The sequence below is a fragment of the Ramlibacter sp. genome (assembly GCF_028292805.1).
Lineage (GTDB): Bacteria > Pseudomonadota > Gammaproteobacteria > Burkholderiales > Burkholderiaceae_C > Ramlibacter.
In genome coordinates this window covers 1-18089 of the sequence record NZ_JAQGLS010000082.1, presented here as the reverse complement: position 1 = coordinate 18089, position 18089 = coordinate 1, and the positions used below count along the sequence as shown (strand labels likewise).

General features: G+C 67.4%; 21 protein-coding genes and 1 tRNA gene. 12 read left to right on the top strand and 10 right to left on the bottom strand.

The features are described 5' to 3' along the window. Nucleotides 1-614, bottom strand: a 614-nt coding sequence (locus tag JWP65_RS04540; protein ID WP_299760765.1) for a 3-oxoacid CoA-transferase subunit B, incomplete at its 3' end; no start/stop codon positions are given. Then, complete coding sequence (locus JWP65_RS04535) at nt 614-1315, bottom strand: 3-oxoacid CoA-transferase subunit A (RefSeq protein WP_299760763.1); 702 nt, start codon at nt 1313-1315, stop codon at nt 614-616. The genes JWP65_RS04535 and JWP65_RS04540, both read right to left, overlap by 1 nt. A 47-nt stretch (nt 1316-1362) precedes the next feature. Here JWP65_RS04535 and JWP65_RS04530 point away from each other — a divergent pair, with 47 nt between their 5' ends. Beyond that, entirely contained in the window at nt 1363-2178 is an 816-nt protein-coding gene (locus tag JWP65_RS04530; protein ID WP_299760759.1) for an IclR family transcriptional regulator C-terminal domain-containing protein, read from the top strand. A gap of 4 nt (nt 2179-2182) precedes the next feature. On the opposite strand, the gene JWP65_RS04525 is transcribed toward JWP65_RS04530, so the two are convergent. The 4 genes from JWP65_RS04525 to JWP65_RS04510 all read right to left on the bottom strand — a co-directional run bounded on the left by JWP65_RS04525 (nt 2183) and on the right by JWP65_RS04510 (nt 6934). Further along, nucleotides 2183-2899, bottom strand: coding sequence for a ribonuclease activity regulator RraA (locus JWP65_RS04525; RefSeq protein WP_299760757.1), 717 nt, complete (start codon nt 2897-2899; stop codon nt 2183-2185). A gap of 19 nt (nt 2900-2918) precedes the next feature. Then, nucleotides 2919-3854, bottom strand: coding sequence for a dihydrodipicolinate synthase family protein (locus tag JWP65_RS04520; RefSeq protein WP_299760756.1), 936 nt, complete (start codon nt 3852-3854; stop codon nt 2919-2921). A gap of 7 nt (nt 3855-3861) precedes the next feature. Next, a complete protein-coding gene (locus tag JWP65_RS04515) occupies nt 3862-5862 on the bottom strand; it encodes a TRAP transporter fused permease subunit (RefSeq protein WP_299760755.1) in 2001 nt (666 codons plus the stop codon). 118 nt (nt 5863-5980) lie between these two features. Beyond that, complete coding sequence (locus JWP65_RS04510) at nt 5981-6934, bottom strand: TAXI family TRAP transporter solute-binding subunit (RefSeq protein ID WP_299760754.1); 954 nt, start codon at nt 6932-6934, stop codon at nt 5981-5983. Nucleotides 6935-7091: 157 nt separating this feature from the next. Between JWP65_RS04510 and JWP65_RS04505 the strand changes: the two genes are divergently transcribed. Both JWP65_RS04505 and JWP65_RS04500 read left to right on the top strand, forming a co-directional pair. Continuing rightward, the gene (locus tag JWP65_RS04505; protein ID WP_299760753.1) at nt 7092-8846 is read left to right on the top strand and encodes an IlvD/Edd family dehydratase; all 1755 of its coding nucleotides are present in this window, start codon (nt 7092-7094) and stop codon (nt 8844-8846) included. 29 nt (nt 8847-8875) lie between these two features. Beyond that, on the top strand, nt 8876-9310 hold the full coding sequence (locus JWP65_RS04500) for a DUF1841 family protein (RefSeq protein WP_299760752.1): 435 nt from the start codon (nt 8876-8878) through the stop codon (nt 9308-9310). Nucleotides 9311-9367: 57 nt separating this feature from the next. Here JWP65_RS04500 and JWP65_RS04495 read toward each other — a convergent pair whose 3' ends face one another. Next, a complete protein-coding gene (locus tag JWP65_RS04495) occupies nt 9368-10093 on the bottom strand; it encodes a c-type cytochrome (RefSeq protein ID WP_299760751.1) in 726 nt (241 codons plus the stop codon). Between the two features lie 90 nt (nt 10094-10183). Here JWP65_RS04495 and JWP65_RS04490 point away from each other — a divergent pair, with 90 nt between their 5' ends. From JWP65_RS04490 to JWP65_RS04475, 4 genes are all read left to right on the top strand, one after another. Next, a complete protein-coding gene (locus JWP65_RS04490; protein WP_299760750.1) occupies nt 10184-11026 on the top strand; it encodes a MoxR family ATPase in 843 nt (280 codons plus the stop codon). 9 nt (nt 11027-11035) lie between these two features. After that, entirely contained in the window at nt 11036-11251 is a 216-nt protein-coding gene (locus JWP65_RS04485) for a hypothetical protein (protein ID WP_299760749.1), read from the top strand. Further along, nucleotides 11251-11859, top strand: a complete 609-nt coding sequence (locus JWP65_RS04480; protein WP_299760747.1) for a GNAT family protein — start codon at nt 11251-11253, stop codon at nt 11857-11859. The genes JWP65_RS04485 and JWP65_RS04480 overlap by 1 nt, the downstream gene beginning before the upstream one ends. Nucleotides 11860-11932: 73 nt before the next feature. Continuing rightward, nucleotides 11933-13123, top strand: a complete 1191-nt coding sequence (locus JWP65_RS04475) for a VWA domain-containing protein (RefSeq protein WP_299760745.1) — start codon at nt 11933-11935, stop codon at nt 13121-13123. 67 nt (nt 13124-13190) lie between these two features. On the opposite strand, the gene JWP65_RS04470 is transcribed toward JWP65_RS04475, so the two are convergent. Continuing rightward, a tRNA-Arg gene (locus tag JWP65_RS04470) sits at nt 13191-13265 on the bottom strand. A gap of 630 nt (nt 13266-13895) precedes the next feature. Between JWP65_RS04470 and JWP65_RS04465 the strand changes: the two genes are divergently transcribed. Both JWP65_RS04465 and JWP65_RS04460 read left to right on the top strand, forming a co-directional pair. Beyond that, the gene (locus JWP65_RS04465) at nt 13896-14123 is read left to right on the top strand and encodes a hypothetical protein (protein ID WP_299760743.1); all 228 of its coding nucleotides are present in this window, start codon (nt 13896-13898) and stop codon (nt 14121-14123) included. 198 nt (nt 14124-14321) lie between these two features. After that, nucleotides 14322-15122 (top strand): DUF2243 domain-containing protein, encoded by an 801-nt coding sequence (locus JWP65_RS04460; protein WP_299760741.1) that lies wholly within the window; start codon nt 14322-14324, stop codon nt 15120-15122. Between the two features lie 87 nt (nt 15123-15209). Here the strand turns inward: JWP65_RS04460 and JWP65_RS04455 are convergent, their stop codons facing one another. After that, nucleotides 15210-15443, bottom strand: coding sequence for a hypothetical protein (locus JWP65_RS04455; RefSeq protein WP_299760739.1), 234 nt, complete (start codon nt 15441-15443; stop codon nt 15210-15212). A gap of 479 nt (nt 15444-15922) precedes the next feature. Between JWP65_RS04455 and JWP65_RS04450 the strand changes: the two genes are divergently transcribed. The 3 genes from JWP65_RS04450 (at nt 15923) to JWP65_RS04440 (ending at nt 17275) form a co-directional block, all read left to right on the top strand. After that, nucleotides 15923-16444 (top strand): hypothetical protein, encoded by a 522-nt coding sequence (locus JWP65_RS04450; RefSeq protein ID WP_299760737.1) that lies wholly within the window; start codon nt 15923-15925, stop codon nt 16442-16444. Between the two features lie 32 nt (nt 16445-16476). After that, on the top strand, nt 16477-16662 hold the full coding sequence (locus tag JWP65_RS04445; protein WP_299760736.1) for a hypothetical protein: 186 nt from the start codon (nt 16477-16479) through the stop codon (nt 16660-16662). 253 nt (nt 16663-16915) lie between these two features. After that, complete coding sequence (locus JWP65_RS04440; RefSeq protein ID WP_299760735.1) at nt 16916-17275, top strand: hypothetical protein; 360 nt, start codon at nt 16916-16918, stop codon at nt 17273-17275. A 21-nt stretch (nt 17276-17296) separates the two neighbouring features. Here JWP65_RS04440 and JWP65_RS04435 read toward each other — a convergent pair. Continuing rightward, nucleotides 17297-18089 (bottom strand): ABC transporter permease (locus JWP65_RS04435; RefSeq protein ID WP_367280470.1); only part of this gene is annotated, 793 nt, incomplete at its 5' end.

Sequence of the window (18089 nt, the reverse complement as noted above, 5' to 3'; positions counted from 1 at the left end):
TTTTCCAGCTCGCCGCGGTCCAGGCCGTCGACCGTGTCGATCAGCCTCAGGCCCTGCGGCGTGCATTCCAGCGTCGCGAGGTCGGAGTAGATGCGCTTGACGCAGCCGATGCCGGTGAGCGGGTAGGTGCAGCGCTCGACCAGCTTGCTCTCGCCCTTCTTGGTCAGCAGGTCCATCATCACCCAGGTCTGCTTGGCGCCGATGGCCAGGTCCATCGCGCCGCCCACGGCGGGAATGGCGCCGGCCTCGCCGGTGCTCCAGTTGGCCAGGTCACCGGTGGCCGAGACCTGGAACGCGCCGAGCACGCAGATGTCGAGGTGGCCGCCGCGCATCATCGCGAACGAGTCGGCATGTTGGAAGTAGGCGCCGCCGGCCAGCAGCGACACCGGCTGCTTGCCGGCGTTGATCAGGTCGTAGTCTTCGGCGCCGGCGGCCGGCGCCGGGCCCATGCCCAGGATGCCGTTCTCGCTTTGCAGGATCACTTCGCGGCCGGCCGGGATGTGGTTGGCCACCGTGGTCGGCATCCCGATGCCCAGGTTGACGTAGGCGCCGTCATGGATGTCCTGGGCCACCCGGGCGGCCAGCTGGTCCTTGGTTCGTCTCTGGTAAGCCATCATGCTGCCTTCTTGAAACCGCCGGCCTGGGTGGCGACGCGGGCGATCTTGACGATCTTGCTGACGTAGATGCCCGGCGTGACGATCGCCTCCGGGTCCAGCTCACCCAGCTGCCTGATCTCGTGCACCGTGGCGACGGTGTGCCTGGCGGCGGTGGCCATCACCGGGCCGAAGTTGCGCGCCGACATCCGATACGTGAGGTTGCCCCAGCGGTCACCGGCCTCGGCCTTGATCAAGGCCACGTCGCCGTAGATGGGGAACTCCAGCACGTAGGTCTTGCCGTTGATCTGGCGCGTTTCCTTGCCCTTGGCCAGCTCGGTGCCGGCGGCGGTGGGGCAGAAGAAGGCGCCGATGCCGGCGCCAGCGGCGCGGATGCGCTCCGCCAGGTTGCCTTGCGGCACCAGTTCCAGCTCCAGCTTGCCGCTGCGGTACAGCTCGTCGAACACGTAGCTGTCGACTTGGCGCGGGAAGCTGCAGATGATCTTGCGCACCCGGCCGGTCTTGAGCAGCGCCGCCAGGCCCTGGTCGGCGTTGCCGGCGTTGTTGTTCACCACGGTGAGGTCCCGCGCGCCGTGCGCGATCAGGCCGTCGATCAGCTCGCCCGGGATGCCGGCCGTGCCGAAGCCGCCGATCAGCACGGTGGAGCCGTCCTGCACGCTGGCCAGCGCCTGGGCGATGGAGGGCGCGATCTTGTCGATCATGGTGAGTCCCCTGGGAATTGTTCGCATACCGAACAAGAGTTCGTATAATGAATTCTACCAAGCCCACCGCCATGCCGCTCGATACCCCCATAGACAGCCCCCGGCCGGGTGATGCCTACGTCCAGTCGTTCGCCCGCGGGCTGGAGGTGATCCGCTCCTTCAGCGCCGCCACGCCGCGCCAGACGCTGACCGAGGTCGCCGGCCGCACCGGGCTGACCCGCGCCGGCGCCCGCCGCATCCTGCTGACCTTGCAGACGCTGGGCTACGTGGAATGCGATGGCAAGCAGTTCACGCTGACGCCTCGCATCCTGGATCTGGGTTTCGCCTACCTGTCGTCGATGCCGATGTGGAACGTGGCCGAGCCGCTGATGGAGGCGCTGGTGGAGCAGGTCCACGAGTCGTGCTCCGCCGGCGTGCTGGAGGGCACCGACATCATCTACGTGCTGCGCGTGTCGACCCGCAAGATCATGCGCAACTCGCTGGGCGTGGGCTCGCGCCTGCCGGCCTATTGCACCTCGATGGGCCGCGTGCTGCTGGCCGGCCTGCCCGACGAAGAGGTGAAAGAGCGGCTGCGCGCCACCGCGCGCGAGGCGCGCACCCGCCATACCCTGACCGACGTGGCGGCGCTGCTGGCCAAAGTGCAGCAGGCGCGCCGGCAAGGCTGGTGCCTGGTCAACCAGGAACTGGAGGAAGGGCTGGTGTCGATGGCGGCGCCGGTGCTCAACCGCGCCGGCCGCGCCATCGCCTCGATCAACATCAGCGGCCAGGCCAACCGCACGCCGCCGCGGCAGATGCAGGAGGCGATGCTGCCGCAGCTGCGCGAGGCGGCGCGGCAGATTTCGCAGCGGTTGTCGGGCGGTTGAGCCCCTATTTCTTCCAGGCCTCGTAGCGCGCCTTGTTCTCGGCGTTCGGCGGATACAGGCCCGGCAGCGCCGCGCCCTTGTTCACCTCCTCCATGATCCAGCCTTCCAGCCGCTCCTGCTCTGGCGCGTGCTCCAGCACGTGATCGAGCATGGCGGCCGGAATCAGGACCGCGCCGTCGTCGTCGCACACAACCACGTCGCCCGGGAACACGGCGACGCCGCCGCAGCCGATTGGGCGCTGCCAGTCGACGAAGGTCAGGCCCGCGACCGAGGCCGGCGCGGCGGCGCCGCTGCACCAGACGTTCAGGCCGGTGCCCAGCACGCCGTGCAGGTCGCGCACCACGCCGTCGGTCACCAGCGCCGCGATGCCACGCCTGGCCATCCGCGCGCACAGGATGTCGCCAAAGATGCCGGCGTCCTGCACCCCCATGGAATCGACCACGGCGATGCAGCCGGCCGGCATGTCTTCGATGGCGGCGCGGGTGGAGATCGGCGCCGACCAGGATTCGGGCGTCGCCAGGTCTTCCCGCGCCGGCACGAAGCGCAGCGTGAAGGCGCGGCCCACCAGCCGCGGCTGGCCGGTGCGGATCGGCCGGGCCCCGCGCATCCACAGATTGCGCAGGCCCTTCTTGAGCAGCACGGTGGTCAGGGTGGCTGTGGTGACCCGGGAGAGGACTTCGATCGCTTTGGCGTCCAGGTCCAGGTTGGGCTTGTCGGTCATCGGGGTCTCCGTAGCAAAGTCATCCAAGCTCGGCCAGCCGCTTGTCTTGCCGGCGCGTGAGCAGCGCGATCTCGGCGATGTCCTGGGCCGACAGCTTGGGGCCTGGCTTGCGGATCGCCCCGGACGCGATCACGCCCCGCTTTGCCAGGATGTGCTTGCGCACCGCCAGGCCGACGCCGGCCTGCTGCTCGTAGCGTGCCAGCGGCAGGTAGGCGTCGAACAGGTCGCGGGCGCGCTCGATGTCACCACGCGCGTGCGCCGCGACCACCTCGACCATCATCTCGGGATAGGCGAAGCCGGTCATGGCGCCGTCGGCGCCGCGGCTCAGCTCCTCCGGCAGGAACAGGCCGCCGCCGTTGCCGGTGAGGATGGACACGCGCGGCACGTCACCGCGTCCGGCCGCCGCCCGGATTGCCGACAGCTTGGCCAGCCCCGGCCAGTCTTCGTGCTTGAGCATCACGCAGGTGGGCGAGTTCTTCAGGATCCGCAGGATCACCGCGGTCGACATCTGCACGCCGGTGGACACCGGATGGTCCTGCAAGGCCCAGGGCACATCCTGGCCCAGGGTCTCGGACACCATGTCGAAGTAGGAGGCGATCTGGTCGTCGGTGCGCACCGTGGACGGCGGCGCCACCATCACGCCGGAAGCGCCCATCTCCATCACGGCCTCGGCCAGTTCCTTCATCGGCGCGAAGCCGGCCGCCGAGGCGCCGACCACCACCGGCACGCGGCCGACGACGCGGGACAGCACCTGCCGCACGTACTGGCGGGATTCTTCGGCGGTGAGCTTGGTGGCCTCGCCCATGATGCCCAGGATGGTCAGGCCGGTGACACCCTTGTCCAGGCAGAAGTCCACCATGCGGTCGGTGCTGGGCAGGTCGAGTGCGCCCGCCTCGGTGAACGGCGTGACGGTGATCAGGTAGACGCCCCTGGCGTCGCGGGTGAGCGGTTTCATGCCGCCATCATGCCAATTGCGGCGTCCGCCGTCGTCTCAGGAACTGCATCGCCAGCACCAGCGCCACGCCGCCCAGCCCGACCAGGTCGGCCACCATGCTCGGGTAGGCCAGCGCGAGACCGGCCACGATCAGCAGCGTCCTCTCGACCTTGTTGGTGCGCAGCAGCGCCCAGCCCTGGAAGCCCGCCGCCAGCGCCGCGACACCGATGGCGCAGGTGATGCTCACCTCCGCAATGGACCACCAGTTGGCGCTGGCCAGCGCCTTCGTCGACCCCATCAGCAGCAAGCCCAGGCCGCTCGGGTCGAGCACGAACATGAAGGGCACCAGGAAGGCCGGCATGGTGTACTTCCAGGACTGCAGCGTGGTCTTGTACGGGTCGCCGCCGGTGATGGCGGCCGCCGCGAACGGCGCCAGCGCCGTTGGCGGCGACACCTCGGACAGCACCGCGTAATAGAAGATGAACATGTGCGCCGCGAAGTCCGGCACGCCCAGCTTGATCAGCGCCGGCGCCGCGATCACCGCGCAGATGATGTAGGAGGCCGTCACCGGCACCGCCAGCCCGACGATCCAGACCACCAGCGCCGTGAACAGCGCCGTCAGCAGCAGCGAGCCGCCAGCGTAGTCGATCACGATGGCGCTGAACTTCAGGCCCAGGCCGGTGAGCGTGACCACGCCGACGATGATGCCGGCGCCGGCGCAGGTGGCCGCCACGTTCAACATGCCGATCGAGCCGCCTTCCATCGCCTTGACCAAGCCCGAGCCGGCCAGCCGGCGCCAGAACGAACCGGCGCCGGTGAACAGGTCGTACGGCAGCAGCGCCGTGTCGCGCCGCAGGAAACTGGTGAAGAACGAGACGATGGTGGCGCAGAACACCGACATCACCGGCGAAAAACCCCAGAGCATGAAGGCCACGATGGAGACCAGCGAGAGGAAGTGGAACCAGTACTTGCGCGTCAGGTTCCAGACCGAGTCGACCTTCTCGAAGGCCACGTTGCCCATGCCGTACTTGCGCGCGTCGATCTCCACCATCAGGAACAGCGCAAAGTAGAACAGCAGCGTCGGGATCACCGCCATCAGCAGCACGTCCAGATACGAAATCTTGAGGAACTCGGCGATCAGGAAGGCCGCCGCGCCCAGCACCGGCGGCGAGATGATCGCGCCGAGGCCGCCCGCGGCCAGCAGCCCGCCGGCGGCGTTGCGCTCGTAACCCACCTTGGCCAGCATCGGATAGGCCACCGCGCCCAAGGTCACCGTGGTGGCGACGCCGGAGCCCGACGGCCCCCCCAGCAGGAACGACGCCAGCACCACCGTGCGGCCGGCCCCGGTCGGCTTGCCGCCCATCGCCGAGAACGAGAAGTCGATGTAGAACTTGCCGGCCTGCGAGTACTGCAGGAAGGCGCCAAAGATGGTGAACAGGATGATCAGCGACGAGGAGACGTCCACCGCCACGCCGAAGATGCCTTCCAGCGTCATGTACATCACGCCGACCAGCCGTCCCACCTCGTAGCCCTTGTGGGTCCACGGCGCCGGCAGCCACGGGCCAGCCAGCGCGTAGGCGATGAAGGCGCTGGTGATGACCGGCATGATCCAGCCGTTGGTGCGCCGCATGGCTTCCAGCACCAGCAGGATCAGCGCGATGCCGAACACGATGTCCCAGGGCAGCGGCGAGGTGTTGCGGTCGGTGATGTCGTCGCCGCCCTGGATCAGGTACACCACGACGGCGATCGCCAGGGCCCCGGCCAGCCAGTCCCACCACATGATGCGATGTCGGAAGCGCGCCGCCACCGGGAACAGCAGGAAGGTCAGGAACAGCACGAAGGCCACGTGCACCGGGCGCAGCGTCTGCGTCGGCACGATGGCGTAGGCCGTGTAGAGATGGAAGGCCGACATCGCAATCGCCACCAGCATGACGAACACCGCCAACGGGCCTTTCAGCTTGTTGGCGGCGCCCTCTTCGGCCTCGATGAACTCCTCGGCCCGGTGCAGCGCCTCGGCGGAGATCGACAAGCCTGCCCCAGGATTGCCCGCTTCGCGGCCTGCTCCTGCCCCCTCCGCAAGCGGACGGGGCCGAGCGGCGCTGGTTGCGGCGGGCGCCACCGTGGTCGCGATCGGATCGCTCATCCGGTCAGTTCAGCTTGATACCTTTTTCGGCGAAGTACTTGACCGCGCCGGGGTGGAAGGGAATCGGCGAGGCGGCGCTCTTCTGGTTTTCCAGCTTGAAGTTTTCGGCTTCCTTGTGCACCGCCACCAGCTCGGCCTTCTTGTCGAAGATCGTCTTGACGATGTTGTAGGCCGTCTTCTCGTCCATGGTTTCGTGCGCCACCAGGATGTTCATCACCGTCGCCTGCTTGTTGTCGGCGTCCATGCCTTTGTAGATCGACTTGTCGATGTGGTCTTCCACGTACAGGTTGCCGTACTTCTTGTTCATGGCGGCCACCAGGTGGCCGTGGTCGATCATCTTGAGCTTGGTGCCCGGCGTGTTGGCCAGGTCGGACACGGCGGCGGTGGGCAGGCCACCGACCCAGAAGAAGGCGTCGATCTTGCCGTCCTTGATGGCGTTGACCGATTCGGCGGCGCCCAGGCGCTCGCGCTTGAGGTCCTTGTCCTTGTCGAAGCCGGCCGCCTCGATCACGCGGAAGGCCATCACCTCGGTGGCGCTGCCGGGCGAGCCGGTGGAAACCCGCTTGCCCTTGAGGTCGGCAAACTTGCTGATGCCCTTGCCTTCGATCGTCACCACATGCATGCGGTTCGGGTACAGCACCATCAGGGTCTTGAGCGGGACCTTGTTGCCCTTGAACTTGTCCTCGCCTTTGGCGGCATCGAGCGCGGCGTCGGTCATGGTGAAGCCGACGTAGGGCTTGCCGCTGCCGATCAGCTTGAGGTTGTCGACCGAACCGCCGGTGACTTCGGCGGTGGCCGCCATGCCGGGCACGTGCTTGGACAGCACGGCGGCGATGCCGCCGCCCATGGGGTAGTACACCCCGCCGGTGCCACCGGTGGCGATGGAAATGTTCTGCGCGCCGGCCGCCAGGGTCACGCCCGCGAGCAGTGCGAGGAGGGTCGCTTGGATGGACTTCATGGGTTTTGTCTCCGTAGGAAAAAGCACTCACGCCGCGCGCCGTGGGCACGGGTCAGGGTCATTCTGGCGGCGCCGGCCGGTCAGGTCACTCCAGACTTACCCACAGTCCGGGCGCCCCGCGCGAGGGCATGATCGGGCTGAACTCCAGGGCCGACCGATGAGCCAGCACCTCCCCAAAGACGACCAGCCCCCTGCGGCCGCCGGCATGCGCAAGGGCCTCACCAGTTACGGCGACGAAGGCTTTTCGCTGTTCCTGCGCAAGGCCTTCATCAAGGGCGCCGGCTACACCGACGCCGCCCTGGACCGGCCGGTGATCGGCATCGCCAGCACCGGCAGCGCCTACAACCCTTGCCACGGCAACGCGCCGGCCCTGCTGGAGGCGCTCAAGCGCGGGATCATGCTGGCGGGCGGGCTGCCGATGGAATTCCCGACCATCTCGCTGCACGAGAGCTTCGCCTCGCCCACCAGCATGTACCTGCGCAACCTGATGGCGATGGACACCGAGGAGATGGTGCGAGCCCAGCCGATGGACGCCGTGGTGTTGATCGGCGGCTGCGACAAGACCGTGCCGGCCCAGCTGATGGGCGCGGCGTCGGCCGGTCTGCCCGCCGTGATGCTGATCACCGGCTCGATGCTGACCGGCTCGCACCGCAGCGTGCGGGTGGGCGCCTGCACCGACTGCCGTCGTTACTGGGCACGCTTTCGGGCCCAGGACGTGGACGAGCAGGAGATCGCGCAGGTGAACGACCAGCTGGTGGCCAGCGTGGGCACCTGCTCGGTGATGGGCACGGCCAGCACCATGGCCTGCATTTCCGAGGCGCTGGGCATGACGGTGCCGGGCGGCGCCAGCCCGCCGGCAGTGACGGCCGACCGGATGCGGGTGGCCGAGGAAAGCGGCCGCATCGCCGTGCAGGCGGCGCGCCAGCGGCTCACCATCGACAGGATCCTGACGCCGCACGCGTTCGAGAACGCGATGCGCGTGCTGCTGGCGATCGGCGGCTCCACCAACGCCATCGTCCACCTGACCGCGATGGCGGGCCGCATGGGCCTGGAGATCGACCTGCAAGCCCTGGACCGCATGGGCCGCGAAACGCCCGTGCTGCTGGACCTCAAACCCAGCGGCGACCACTACATGGAAGACTTCCACCACGCCGGCGGCATGGCCACGCTGCTGCGCGAGCTCAAACCGCTGCTGCACCTGGATGCGCTGACCGTCACCGGTCGCACGCTGGGGGAGGAACTGCAGGCGGCGCGGCCGGCCTTTTCGCAAGACGTGGTGCGGCCGTTCGGCGACCCGATCTATCCGCAGGGCGGCATCGCCGTGCTGCGCGGCAACCTGGCCCCGGGCGGCGCGATCATCAAGCAGTCGGCCGCCAGCCCGGCGCTGATGGAGCACGAAGGCCGGGCCGTGGTGTTCGAGGACGCTGGCGACCTGGCCGCACGCATCGACGACCCGGACCTGGACGTGCGGGCCGACGACGTGCTGGTGCTCAAGCGCATCGGCCCCAAGGGCCACCCCGGCATGCCCGAAGCCGGCGCCTTGCCGATGCCGATGAAGCTGGCGCGGCAGGGCGTCAAAGACATGCTGCGCATCAGCGACGGCCGCATGAGCGGCACCGCATTCGGCACCGTGGTGCTGCATGTCACACCCGAAGCGGCGGTCGGCGGGCCGCTGGCCTGGGTGCGCAACGGCGACCGGATCCGCCTGAGCGTGAGCAAGCGCGAACTTTCTCTGCTGGTCACGGCCGAGGAGCTGGCAGCGCGCCAGCAGGCCGCGCCGGTGGTCGAGCCGAGCGCCGAGCGCGGCTACCGCAAGCTGTTCCTGGAGAACGTGACGCAGGCGGACAAGGGCGTGGACTTCGCCTTTCTGGTGCCCAAGTCCACCGGACAGCGCATTCCCGACTTCAAGTAGGGCGACGGCCTGCATGCTAAGGTCGCCGCATGTTCAATCCTTCCCAGGAAGACGTGCGCCGGTTCTTCTGCGGCGTCCATGCCAAGGCCCGCTCGGGGCAGCTGCTGGACGCGCTGGAAACGCTGGCCCATGAATGGCTCAAGGAACACCCGGAGTACGACCCCGACCTGGCTGATGCGCAAGCGGCGGTGGCCCGGGTCTACGACGGCTCCGGCGGCGCCAGCAACCCGTTTCTGCACCTGTCCATGCACCTGTCGGTCAGCGAGCAATGCTCGATCGACCAGCCGCGCGGCATCCGCCAGGCGGTGGAGCTGCTGGCGGTGCGCCGCAACTCGCTGCACGACGCCCACCACGAGGCGATGGAGTGCCTGGGCCAGATGCTGTGGGAAAGCCAGCGCTCGGGCCGGCCGCCGGACGGGCAGGCATACGTGGAGTGCGTGCAGCGACGAGCGACGCGGGATTGACGGCAACGAAAAAGGCCCTCGCGGGGCCTTTTTCATGGAGCGCCAAGCGCCGACGGCCTACCGGAACTTCGGTTCCGGCTTGATCGTCAGCTCGCCGTCCAGCGACGCCATGTAGTTGGCCAGCACCTTCAGTTCGGCGTTGGAGAACTGCTTGGCGATCGCGCCCATCACGCCGTTGTTGCGGCCGACTGCCGGGTTGTTCTCGGTCTTGTACGCCTTCAGCGCGACGAACAGGTAGTCGGCGTGCTGGCCCGACAGCTTGGGGTAGCTCGGGTCGATCGGGCTGGAGAAGTTGGCGCCGTGGCAGGAGGCGCAGGCCGCCTTGTTCAGCAGGGCGGTGACCTGCGCGCTCGGCTCACGGCTGGGCTTGTCGGCCAGCGGCGAGCCGCCGTCGTCGTGCGAGGCGTACCAGTTGGAGATGTCGGTGACGTCCTGCTCGCTCAGGCCCTCGGCGATGCTGCGCATCGTCGGGTGCTTGCGGTCACCGTTCTTGTACGCCGTCAGGGCGGCGGCGATGTACTTGGCGCTCTGACCCGAGATCATGGGCACCTTGTACACCTCGGGAAAGCTGGACTGGTAGCCCTTGATGCCGTGGCAGCCGATGCACATGGCAACCTTGGCCTCCAGCGACTTGGGACCGGCCGGCTTGGCCGCCGCTCCAGGGGCCGCGACAGTCGCCGCGGGTGCAGCGGCGGGAGCCGTTGCGGCAGGCGCCTGGGCCTGGGCCAGGCCGGTCGCGCAAGCGACAGACAGGGCGAAAAGCGTGGTCAACAACTTGTTCATTTTGCGCGCACAATCCGACAGAGGTCCGTTTCGATCAACCGGCGATTATATCGGGGGCCATCCTCCGTGCCGACTTCCATCTCCGCACCCATGAAGTTCCAAGGTTCCCAGAACTACGTCGCCACGCAGGACCTGATGCTGGCGGTCAATGCCGCCATCACCCTCAAGCGCCCCCTGCTTGTCAAGGGCGAGCCGGGCACCGGCAAGACGATGCTGGCCGAGGAAGTGGCCCAGGCGCTCGAGCTGCCCCTGCTGCAGTGGCACATCAAGTCGACCACCAAGGCCCAGCAGGGACTGTACGAGTATGACGCCGTCAGCCGCCTGCGCGACTCGCAGTTGGGCGACGAGAAGGTCAAGGACATCCACAACTACATCGTCAAGGGCGTGTTGTGGCAGGCCTTCACCGCCGACCAGCCGGTGGCGCTGCTGATCGACGAGATCGACAAGGCCGACATCGAGTTTCCCAACGATCTGCTGCGCGAGATCGACCGGATGGAGTTCTACGTCTACGAGACGCGGGAACTGGTCAAGGCCAAGCACCGGCCGCTGGTGTTCATCACCTCGAACAACGAAAAGGAGCTGCCGGACGCGTTCCTGCGCCGCTGCTTCTTCCACTACATCAGGTTCCCCGACGCCGACACGATGAAGCTGATCGTGGACGTGCACTTCCCCGGCCTGAAAAAGGAACTGCTGGCCGCGGCGATGAAGACCTTCTACGACGTGCGCAACCTGCCGGGACTGAAGAAAAAGCCCAGCACCTCCGAGCTGCTGGACTGGCTCAAGCTGCTGGTGGCGGAAGACCTGCCGGTCCAGGCGCTGCAAAGCAGGGACGACAAGGTGGCGGTGCCGCCACTGGTGGGCGCGCTGCTGAAAAACGAACAGGACGTGACGCTGTTCGAAAAGCTCGTCTTCATGCAGCGCCACAACAGATAAGGGCGCCGGATGAACAAGCTGCTGGTCGAAGGCCTCACCGACGCCGCCGGCTTCCTGGGCGGCGCCCTGCTCGGGTTCTGGATCGGCCGCCTGATCGGCTGGGACATCTTCTCGCCGGGCTACGGCAATGCCACCATCTTCGCGCTCGCCCTGTGCGGCATCGGTGGCGGCGCCGGGGTGCAAGTGGCGCGGCGCCTGCGCAGCCGGGTGCGCAAGGAGCAGTGATGCGCAAGCCGGAACCGGTCACGCTGCAATCCCCGCGGCTGCGGCTGGAACCCCTGGCGACCGACCACGCCACGGCGCTGCAAGCCGCCGCCCGCGACGGCGAGCTGTGGAACCTGCGCGTCACCTCGGTGCCGGCGCCGGCCGACACCGGCGCCTACATCGAAGCGGCGCTCCAGGGCCAGGCCGACGGCCACATGCTGCCGTTCGCGGTGGTCGACGTGGCCAGCGGCCGTGTCATCGGCAGCAGCCGGTACCACGACATCGTGCCGGCGGTGGAGCGGCTGGAGATCGGCCACACCTGGTACGGCAGGAGCTGGCAGCGCAGCCACGTCAACACCACCGCCAAGCTGCTGCTGCTGACGCATGCATTCGAAGTGCTGGGCGTGCAGCTGGTGGGCTGGCGCACCGACAACTACAACCTCGCCAGCCAGCGCGCCATCGAGCGGCTGGGCGCGCGCCGCGACGGCGTGCTGCGGCACCACGCGCTGCGGCGCGACGGCAGCGTGCGCGACACCGTGATGTACAGCCTGGCGGCCGGCGAATGGCCGGAGGTGAAGGCGCACCTGCAGGACCAGCTGGTCCGGCCGCGCGGCGAGGCGTTCAAATGACCTTCTTTGTTGTTGACTTGATGGCCCGCCAATCGAGCACCGGGTGGAGCATCGCGCAGTCAGTGGTGTCACCATGCTGATCGACTTTTTCTACACGCTGCGCAGCGCCAAGCTGCCGGTCTCGGTCAAGGAATACCTGACGCTGCTCGAGGCGTTGAAGGAAGGCGTGGTCGGCCCCGCCAGCGAGGATGCCTGGAGCATCGACGACTTCTATTACCTCTCGCGCACGGCGCTGGTCAAGGACGAGAAGCACTACGACAAGTTCGACCGCGCCTTCGCCGCCTACTTCAAGGGCGTGGAACTGGTCGCCGACTTCACCAAGGACGTGCCGCTGGAGTGGCTGCGCAAAAACCTCGAACTCGAGCTGTCGCCCGAGGAGAAGGCGAAGATCGAGAAGATGGGCTGGGACGAGCTGATGGAGACGCTCAGGAAGCGCTTCGAGGAGCAAAAGGAGCGCCACGAGGGCGGCAGCAAGATGATAGGCACCGGCGGCACCTCGCCGTTCGGCGCCTACGGGGTCAACCCGCAAGGCATCCGGATCGGCCAGGACAAGAGCCGCAACAAGAGCGCGGTGAAGGTGTGGGACCAGCGGGCCTACAAGGATTACGACGACACCCAGGAGCTGGGCACGCGCAACATCAAGGTGGCGATGCGGCGCCTGCGCAAGTTCGCCCGCGAAGGCGCGGCCGACGAACTGGACCTGGACGACACCATCCGCGCCACCGCGGCCAATGCCGGCTGGCTGGACATCAAGATGGTGCCCGAGCGGCACAACAAGGTGAAGGTGCTGCTGCTGATGGACGTGGGCGGCACCATGGACGAACACATCCACCGCGTCGAGGAAATGTTCTCGGCGGCCAAGGCGGAGTTCAAGCACCTGGAGTTCTACTACTTCCACAACTGCGTCTACGACTTCATGTGGAAGAACAACCGGCGCCGCTTCAGCGAGAAGTTCCCGACCTGGGACATCATCCGCAAGTACAACAAGGACTACAAGCTGATCTTCGTGGGCGACGCGACGATGAGCCCCTACGAAATCCTGCAGCCGGGCGGCAGTGTCGAATACAACAACGAGGAAGCTGGCGCCGAGTGGATCCAGCGCCTGACCGGCGCCTTCCCCAAGTTCGCCTGGATCAACCCCGAGCCGCAAGGCGTGTGGCAGTACCGGCAAAGCATCAGCGTGATGCAGCAGCTGATGTCGCACCGCATGTACCCGCTCACGCTCAAGGGGCTGGAAGACGCGATGCGGCTGTTGAGCAAGTAGCGGCTGCGCTAGCGGCACAAGAACCAGGCCACCCAAAATCGCTCCAGCGATATCGGAGTGATGTCTTTGGTGCCACCGACAGGAATCGAACCTGTATCTAGCGCTTAGGAGGCGCTCGTTCTATCCATTGAACTACGGCGGCGCAAGCCGCCATTGTAGAGGGCGCGGGCGGGGCGCCACGTCACGGCCGAGCTGTCATCAAGCTGTAGCACCCAGGGGCGTCAATGACTGCACCGCACTGGCAATGGTGCCCGCGGTCGGGGCACCATTGCCAAGGGCAGCGGCTTCGGCCCTGGCACGGCCTATGCGCCGTCCAAGCGCACGCGCCTGTATGGCGCCATGCCGGATGGCGATGTCGAGAATTGCGCAGGCGCCGCCATACCGACCGCAAGCTGTTCGCGCTGGGCGTGCGGCACGACTTCCAAGCGCCCCGCTCAACCTCTCCAAGGTTTTGATGCCCGTCGTCCGCCGAAATCCGGCAGGAGGCAGCTGCGGCACAGGATGCGGCCGGCCAGCGCCAAGATCTGCGCGCCGTTCATGCCACCGGAGTGGCTCTTGCGCGCTGCAGCGAAGCCCTTGTCCTACAGACTCGGCGTCGGTCTCCTACAGACGAAAGGAAGCTCATCGTTAAGGTGACGCAAAGCACCATTGCATGCGTTACAGGCCAGACCGTGCTTTTGCAATGGCTGTCACCGGGCTGCCACGCGGCACGCCCAGAATGAAGCAACCGCCATCCAAGGCGGCGCCCAGGGACGAGACAAGGAGAAGGTCGATGACCGCCGCCGACTACCGCATCGAGAGCAGCCAGCCGATCGCCGGAGGCCTCTGGCCCGCCGCGGGCTCCATGCAGTTCGCCGTCAGCAACCGCGCCCTGGCGGTCAGCCTCGCCGTCAAGAGCTTCACTCCCAACAGCGAAATCCGCGTGGTGCACGTGCCCACTGGCGAGGTCGTGTTTCGCAAGCCGGCCGACGCGCAGGGGCGCTGGACCGACGAGCTTTGATGGCAACTCCCGCGCAGGCGGGACCCAAGCGCGGCCCAGGCACGCATGCCTGCAACGCCCTGAAATTGCGCCTGCGCGTGGCTCCGGGGCCGGCACCGTCAGCCGCCTGGGCGTGTGGAGAGCAGGCGCATTGAGCGTTGTCGCGCACACAAGATCTTGCGGCGGACGTAAGCTGCCGGTTCGTTGGCAGGAGCACTGATGCACGGTCCTTCTTCTTTCACTGTCGCCAACCGGCCGATGCGCTGGGGTGCTTTCCTGGTGGGCATCGCACTGGGTGGATTCTTCGACGGCATCCTGCTGCACCAGGTGCTGCAGTGGCACCACTTCCTCAGCAACGTGCAGGCGGCGGCGCTGCAGGACATTCGCATGCAGCTGTTGGCCGACGGCCTGTTCCACGTCCTGATGTATGTCGTTGCAATGGTCGGCCTGTACCAGCTGTGGCGGGCGCGGGAACAATGCGCGCAGCCCGGCTCGAAGACGCTGCTGTGGGGCAGCGCGCTGCTGGGGTTTTGCATCTGGCATTTCATCGACATCGTGGTGGCGCACTGGATCGTGGGCATCCACCGCGTGCGCGTGGACTCGCCCAACCCCTTGCTGTGGGACCTGCTGTGGGTCGCCATCTTCGGCGTGCTGCCGCTGATCTTCGGCTGGAGGATGGTGCGCCGGGGACCGGGCAGCGGTGGAGGTGGAGGCGGGGGCCAGGCGGCGGCAAGCCTGGGCATCGTTGCGCTGCTTGCCGGCCCGATGGCGGCCTGGCCGGCGGCACAGACCGATCAGGTCATGGTCGTGTTCACGCCCGGCACCAGCAGCACGGCAGCCTTCAACGCATTGGCGAGCGTGGACGCGAGGGTGCTGTGGGTGGACCGCTCGGGCGGCCTGTGGGCCGTGCAGATGGCGCAGCCGCGACTTGCGCGCTCCCTGTACCGCCGCGGCGCCTTGTTGGTGAGCAACTCGCCGGTCGCGCTGGGCTGCCTGACCTGGACCAGGGCGCGCACCTGAGGTCGCGCGCAGGACCGCGGCCCGGCGCAGGGCAAGAGCGGGAGTTCTGGGTCGCCGCGCAGCGGCGGGAGAACTGCGCCTGGTTGTTCAGGCCGGCGCAGGTCTGACCGCCGGCGCCTGCGAGCCGCCCACCTCGTCACGCCGGTTCGTTTCCAGCAGCAGGCGCAGCGTGGCCGCCTCTTCCCGCATGATCTGCAAATGCCGCTGCCACAGCAGGTAGATGGGATCTGGCTCGGTCGGGCCCGGCTCGACCTCGAACTCCCGAAGCCGCTGCTCCAGCAGTTCCAGGGCACGCATGGTTTCGGCCTTGTCATAGTGCATGCCACCATTGTCGGGCAGCTTTGTTCACGGCGTGTGGAGAAACGTATGCGTGTCGTGAAGTTCTGCCCGGTCGGGCGGCCGAGACAAAGATCCATTCTTCATCCACCACCGCAGGCGAATACCCGATCTTCTTTTCGGTTTCCGAGTTCGAATTGAATAGCTGACGCATTCAAATCTCCTGGTCGTTGCCGCAGCTTGTCGCCAGGAGTGACGCCGCCGCGCCAGACCGATCTGCAGCGACGGAGGAACGGCTCACTTGCGCCGGCGACCATGTCGCCGCGCGAGCAGCTGCGCGCGTTCGGCGCAACAGCACGGACCGGGAGGAGCAACCCGACGAAGGCCGCCGCCTCGTCTGCGCATAGGAGAAAGACCGCAGCACGGAATTGGCCAACCGGGACGCGAACGGCCGTCGGAAAATCGAGCAACCGAGCCAGCCGAGACGAGGACGTCCAATGGAAAATCTTTCGAGAAGATCCATCATGGTGGCCGCCGCTGCCCTGCTTTCGCTGCAGCGCGCCGCAGCCCAGAGCGCTGCCGCGCGCGGCGACTGGTTTGCGACGATCAAGGCGCACGACGCCATGATCGCCAAGAGCTTCGAGGCGCTCATGACCAGCGAGAGGCGCACCCAGCTGCAGCGCGAGCGGCTCATCGCAGTCACCGGATACCAGCTGACCGCGCACTCCGTTGCCGAAGAAAACGTGATCTATCCCGCTTTGGCCATGGTCGGGATGACGGCGGAATCGGACCGGCTGTACCTGGACCAGGCACACGCCAAGGTCATGAACGGGCAGCTGGAACTGGCGGTCGGGACAAATCGCGCAGGGAGCACCTGGACGGAGCCCGCCCGAGCCTTGCAGACGGCCGTCCTCGAGCATGCCAAGGAGGATGAAGCGGCCCAGCTTTACCCGCAGCTGCAGCAGAAGCTCACGCCCGAACAGAACGCGCTGCTGACCGCCGGCTACCAGCGCGAGTTCGCCTCGGTGAAGCCGCGTCGCGGCTGAACGCCAGATGCGCCACCCTGGAAAGGAACACCATGCCTGATTTGCCGACGTATGCCTATGCGTTCATCCTTGCCATCGTCGCGGCGGCCGCGGCTTGGGTCCTGGGCGGAAGGCCCAGGGACGACCCGGGGTCCATGCCGCTGTGGATCCTCTATGGGGTGGCTGCCGGATGCGTCGTCATCGGCCTGGCCATCCTGTGGCTGGAAACTCAGGCGTAGAACACGCCGAACGCGCGCGCAGCGTTTCGACCGCATCCGCGGCAAGCGGTCGATGCGCATCTGGCGCGCACGTGACGCTGTCGCGCTGCCGAGCCTGCGGATGGCGTCAATTGTATCTTTTGGGTTAAGCAATCCGCTGACGCCTGGCTCCGGTTCACGCCGGTCGTCTGCCAAACCATGCACTGAAGGACTTTTCCTACAAACAGGAGCGACGAATTCCCCGAGCATCGATCCCTGTCCTGGGAGGAAGTGATTGTCTGCTTCACAACGCCGCGCCATCCAAGCCATTGCCTTCGAGCTGGTGGCGGCTCTCGAAAACTACGAAGAGGCGGCGGACCAACTCGTCGCCACCTGGCTCGACATGGAGCTGTACCAGTCGGTGAGCCGGCAGGTTGACCACATGAAAACACTTTGTGCGTCCTTGCCGCAGCTCGCGGTCCCATGGGTGGGGCTGTTGATTTCCCATTCCGAGCTCGTGCACTGCCTCTGGAAGTGCGGCGAGACGTTCCTGCCGTCAAAAGACTTTGAGGAATGCCGCGCCCGCCACTCTCGAGCCATCGTGGCCCTGCGGGAGAGATGCACCTGGCTGTTCACCAGCATGGACCGCTGGTGACCCACCGGCGCCGGGGCACCGTCATCTGGTGCGCAGCGTCCGGCTCAGGAGCACCACCGGGATCAGGCCCACCAGGACCAGGGCCAGCGACGGCAGCGCCGCCTCGCCCAGGCGCTCGTCGCGCGCCAGCTGGTAGGCCACCACCGCCAGCGTGTCGCTGTCGAAGGGGCGCAGCACCATCGTCGCCGGCAGCTCCTTCATCACGTCCACGAACACCAGCAGGCCGGCCGCCGCCGACGCGCGCCGCAGCAGCGGCCAGTGCACTCGCGCCAGCAGCGCGACGCTGCCGGCGCCGAGCATGCGCGCCGAATCGTCCAGGGAGGCCGGGATGCGGGCGTAGCCGCTTTGCACCGACTGCAGCGCCACCGGGACAAAGCGCACCAGGTACGCCCAGACCAGGCCCAGGATGGTGGCCGTCAGCCAGTAGCCGACGCCGCTCTCCGGCCAGGCTGCCTGCAGCCAGCCCAACGGCAGCAGCAGGCCCACCACCAGCACGGTGCCCGGTACGGCATAACCCAGGCCGGCCAGCTGCACCACCCCGCGCGTCATGCGGTCCGCCGCGCGGCGCAGGCGGAACGCCAGCACCACGGCGACGGCCACGGCCAGCGCCGAGGTGATGGCGCCCAGCCGCAGGCTGTTGAACGACCATTCCAGGAAGCGGTCCCAGGGCAACACCGACCAGTCCGCCGCCAGCGGCCGCAGCATGAAGGCCACCGGCAGCACGAAGCCGGCCAGCACCGGCACCGCGCAGACCGCCCAGGCCGCCAGCCGGGCGCCGCCGTGCAAGGGCACGGGCTGCGCCTCGCTGCCGCCG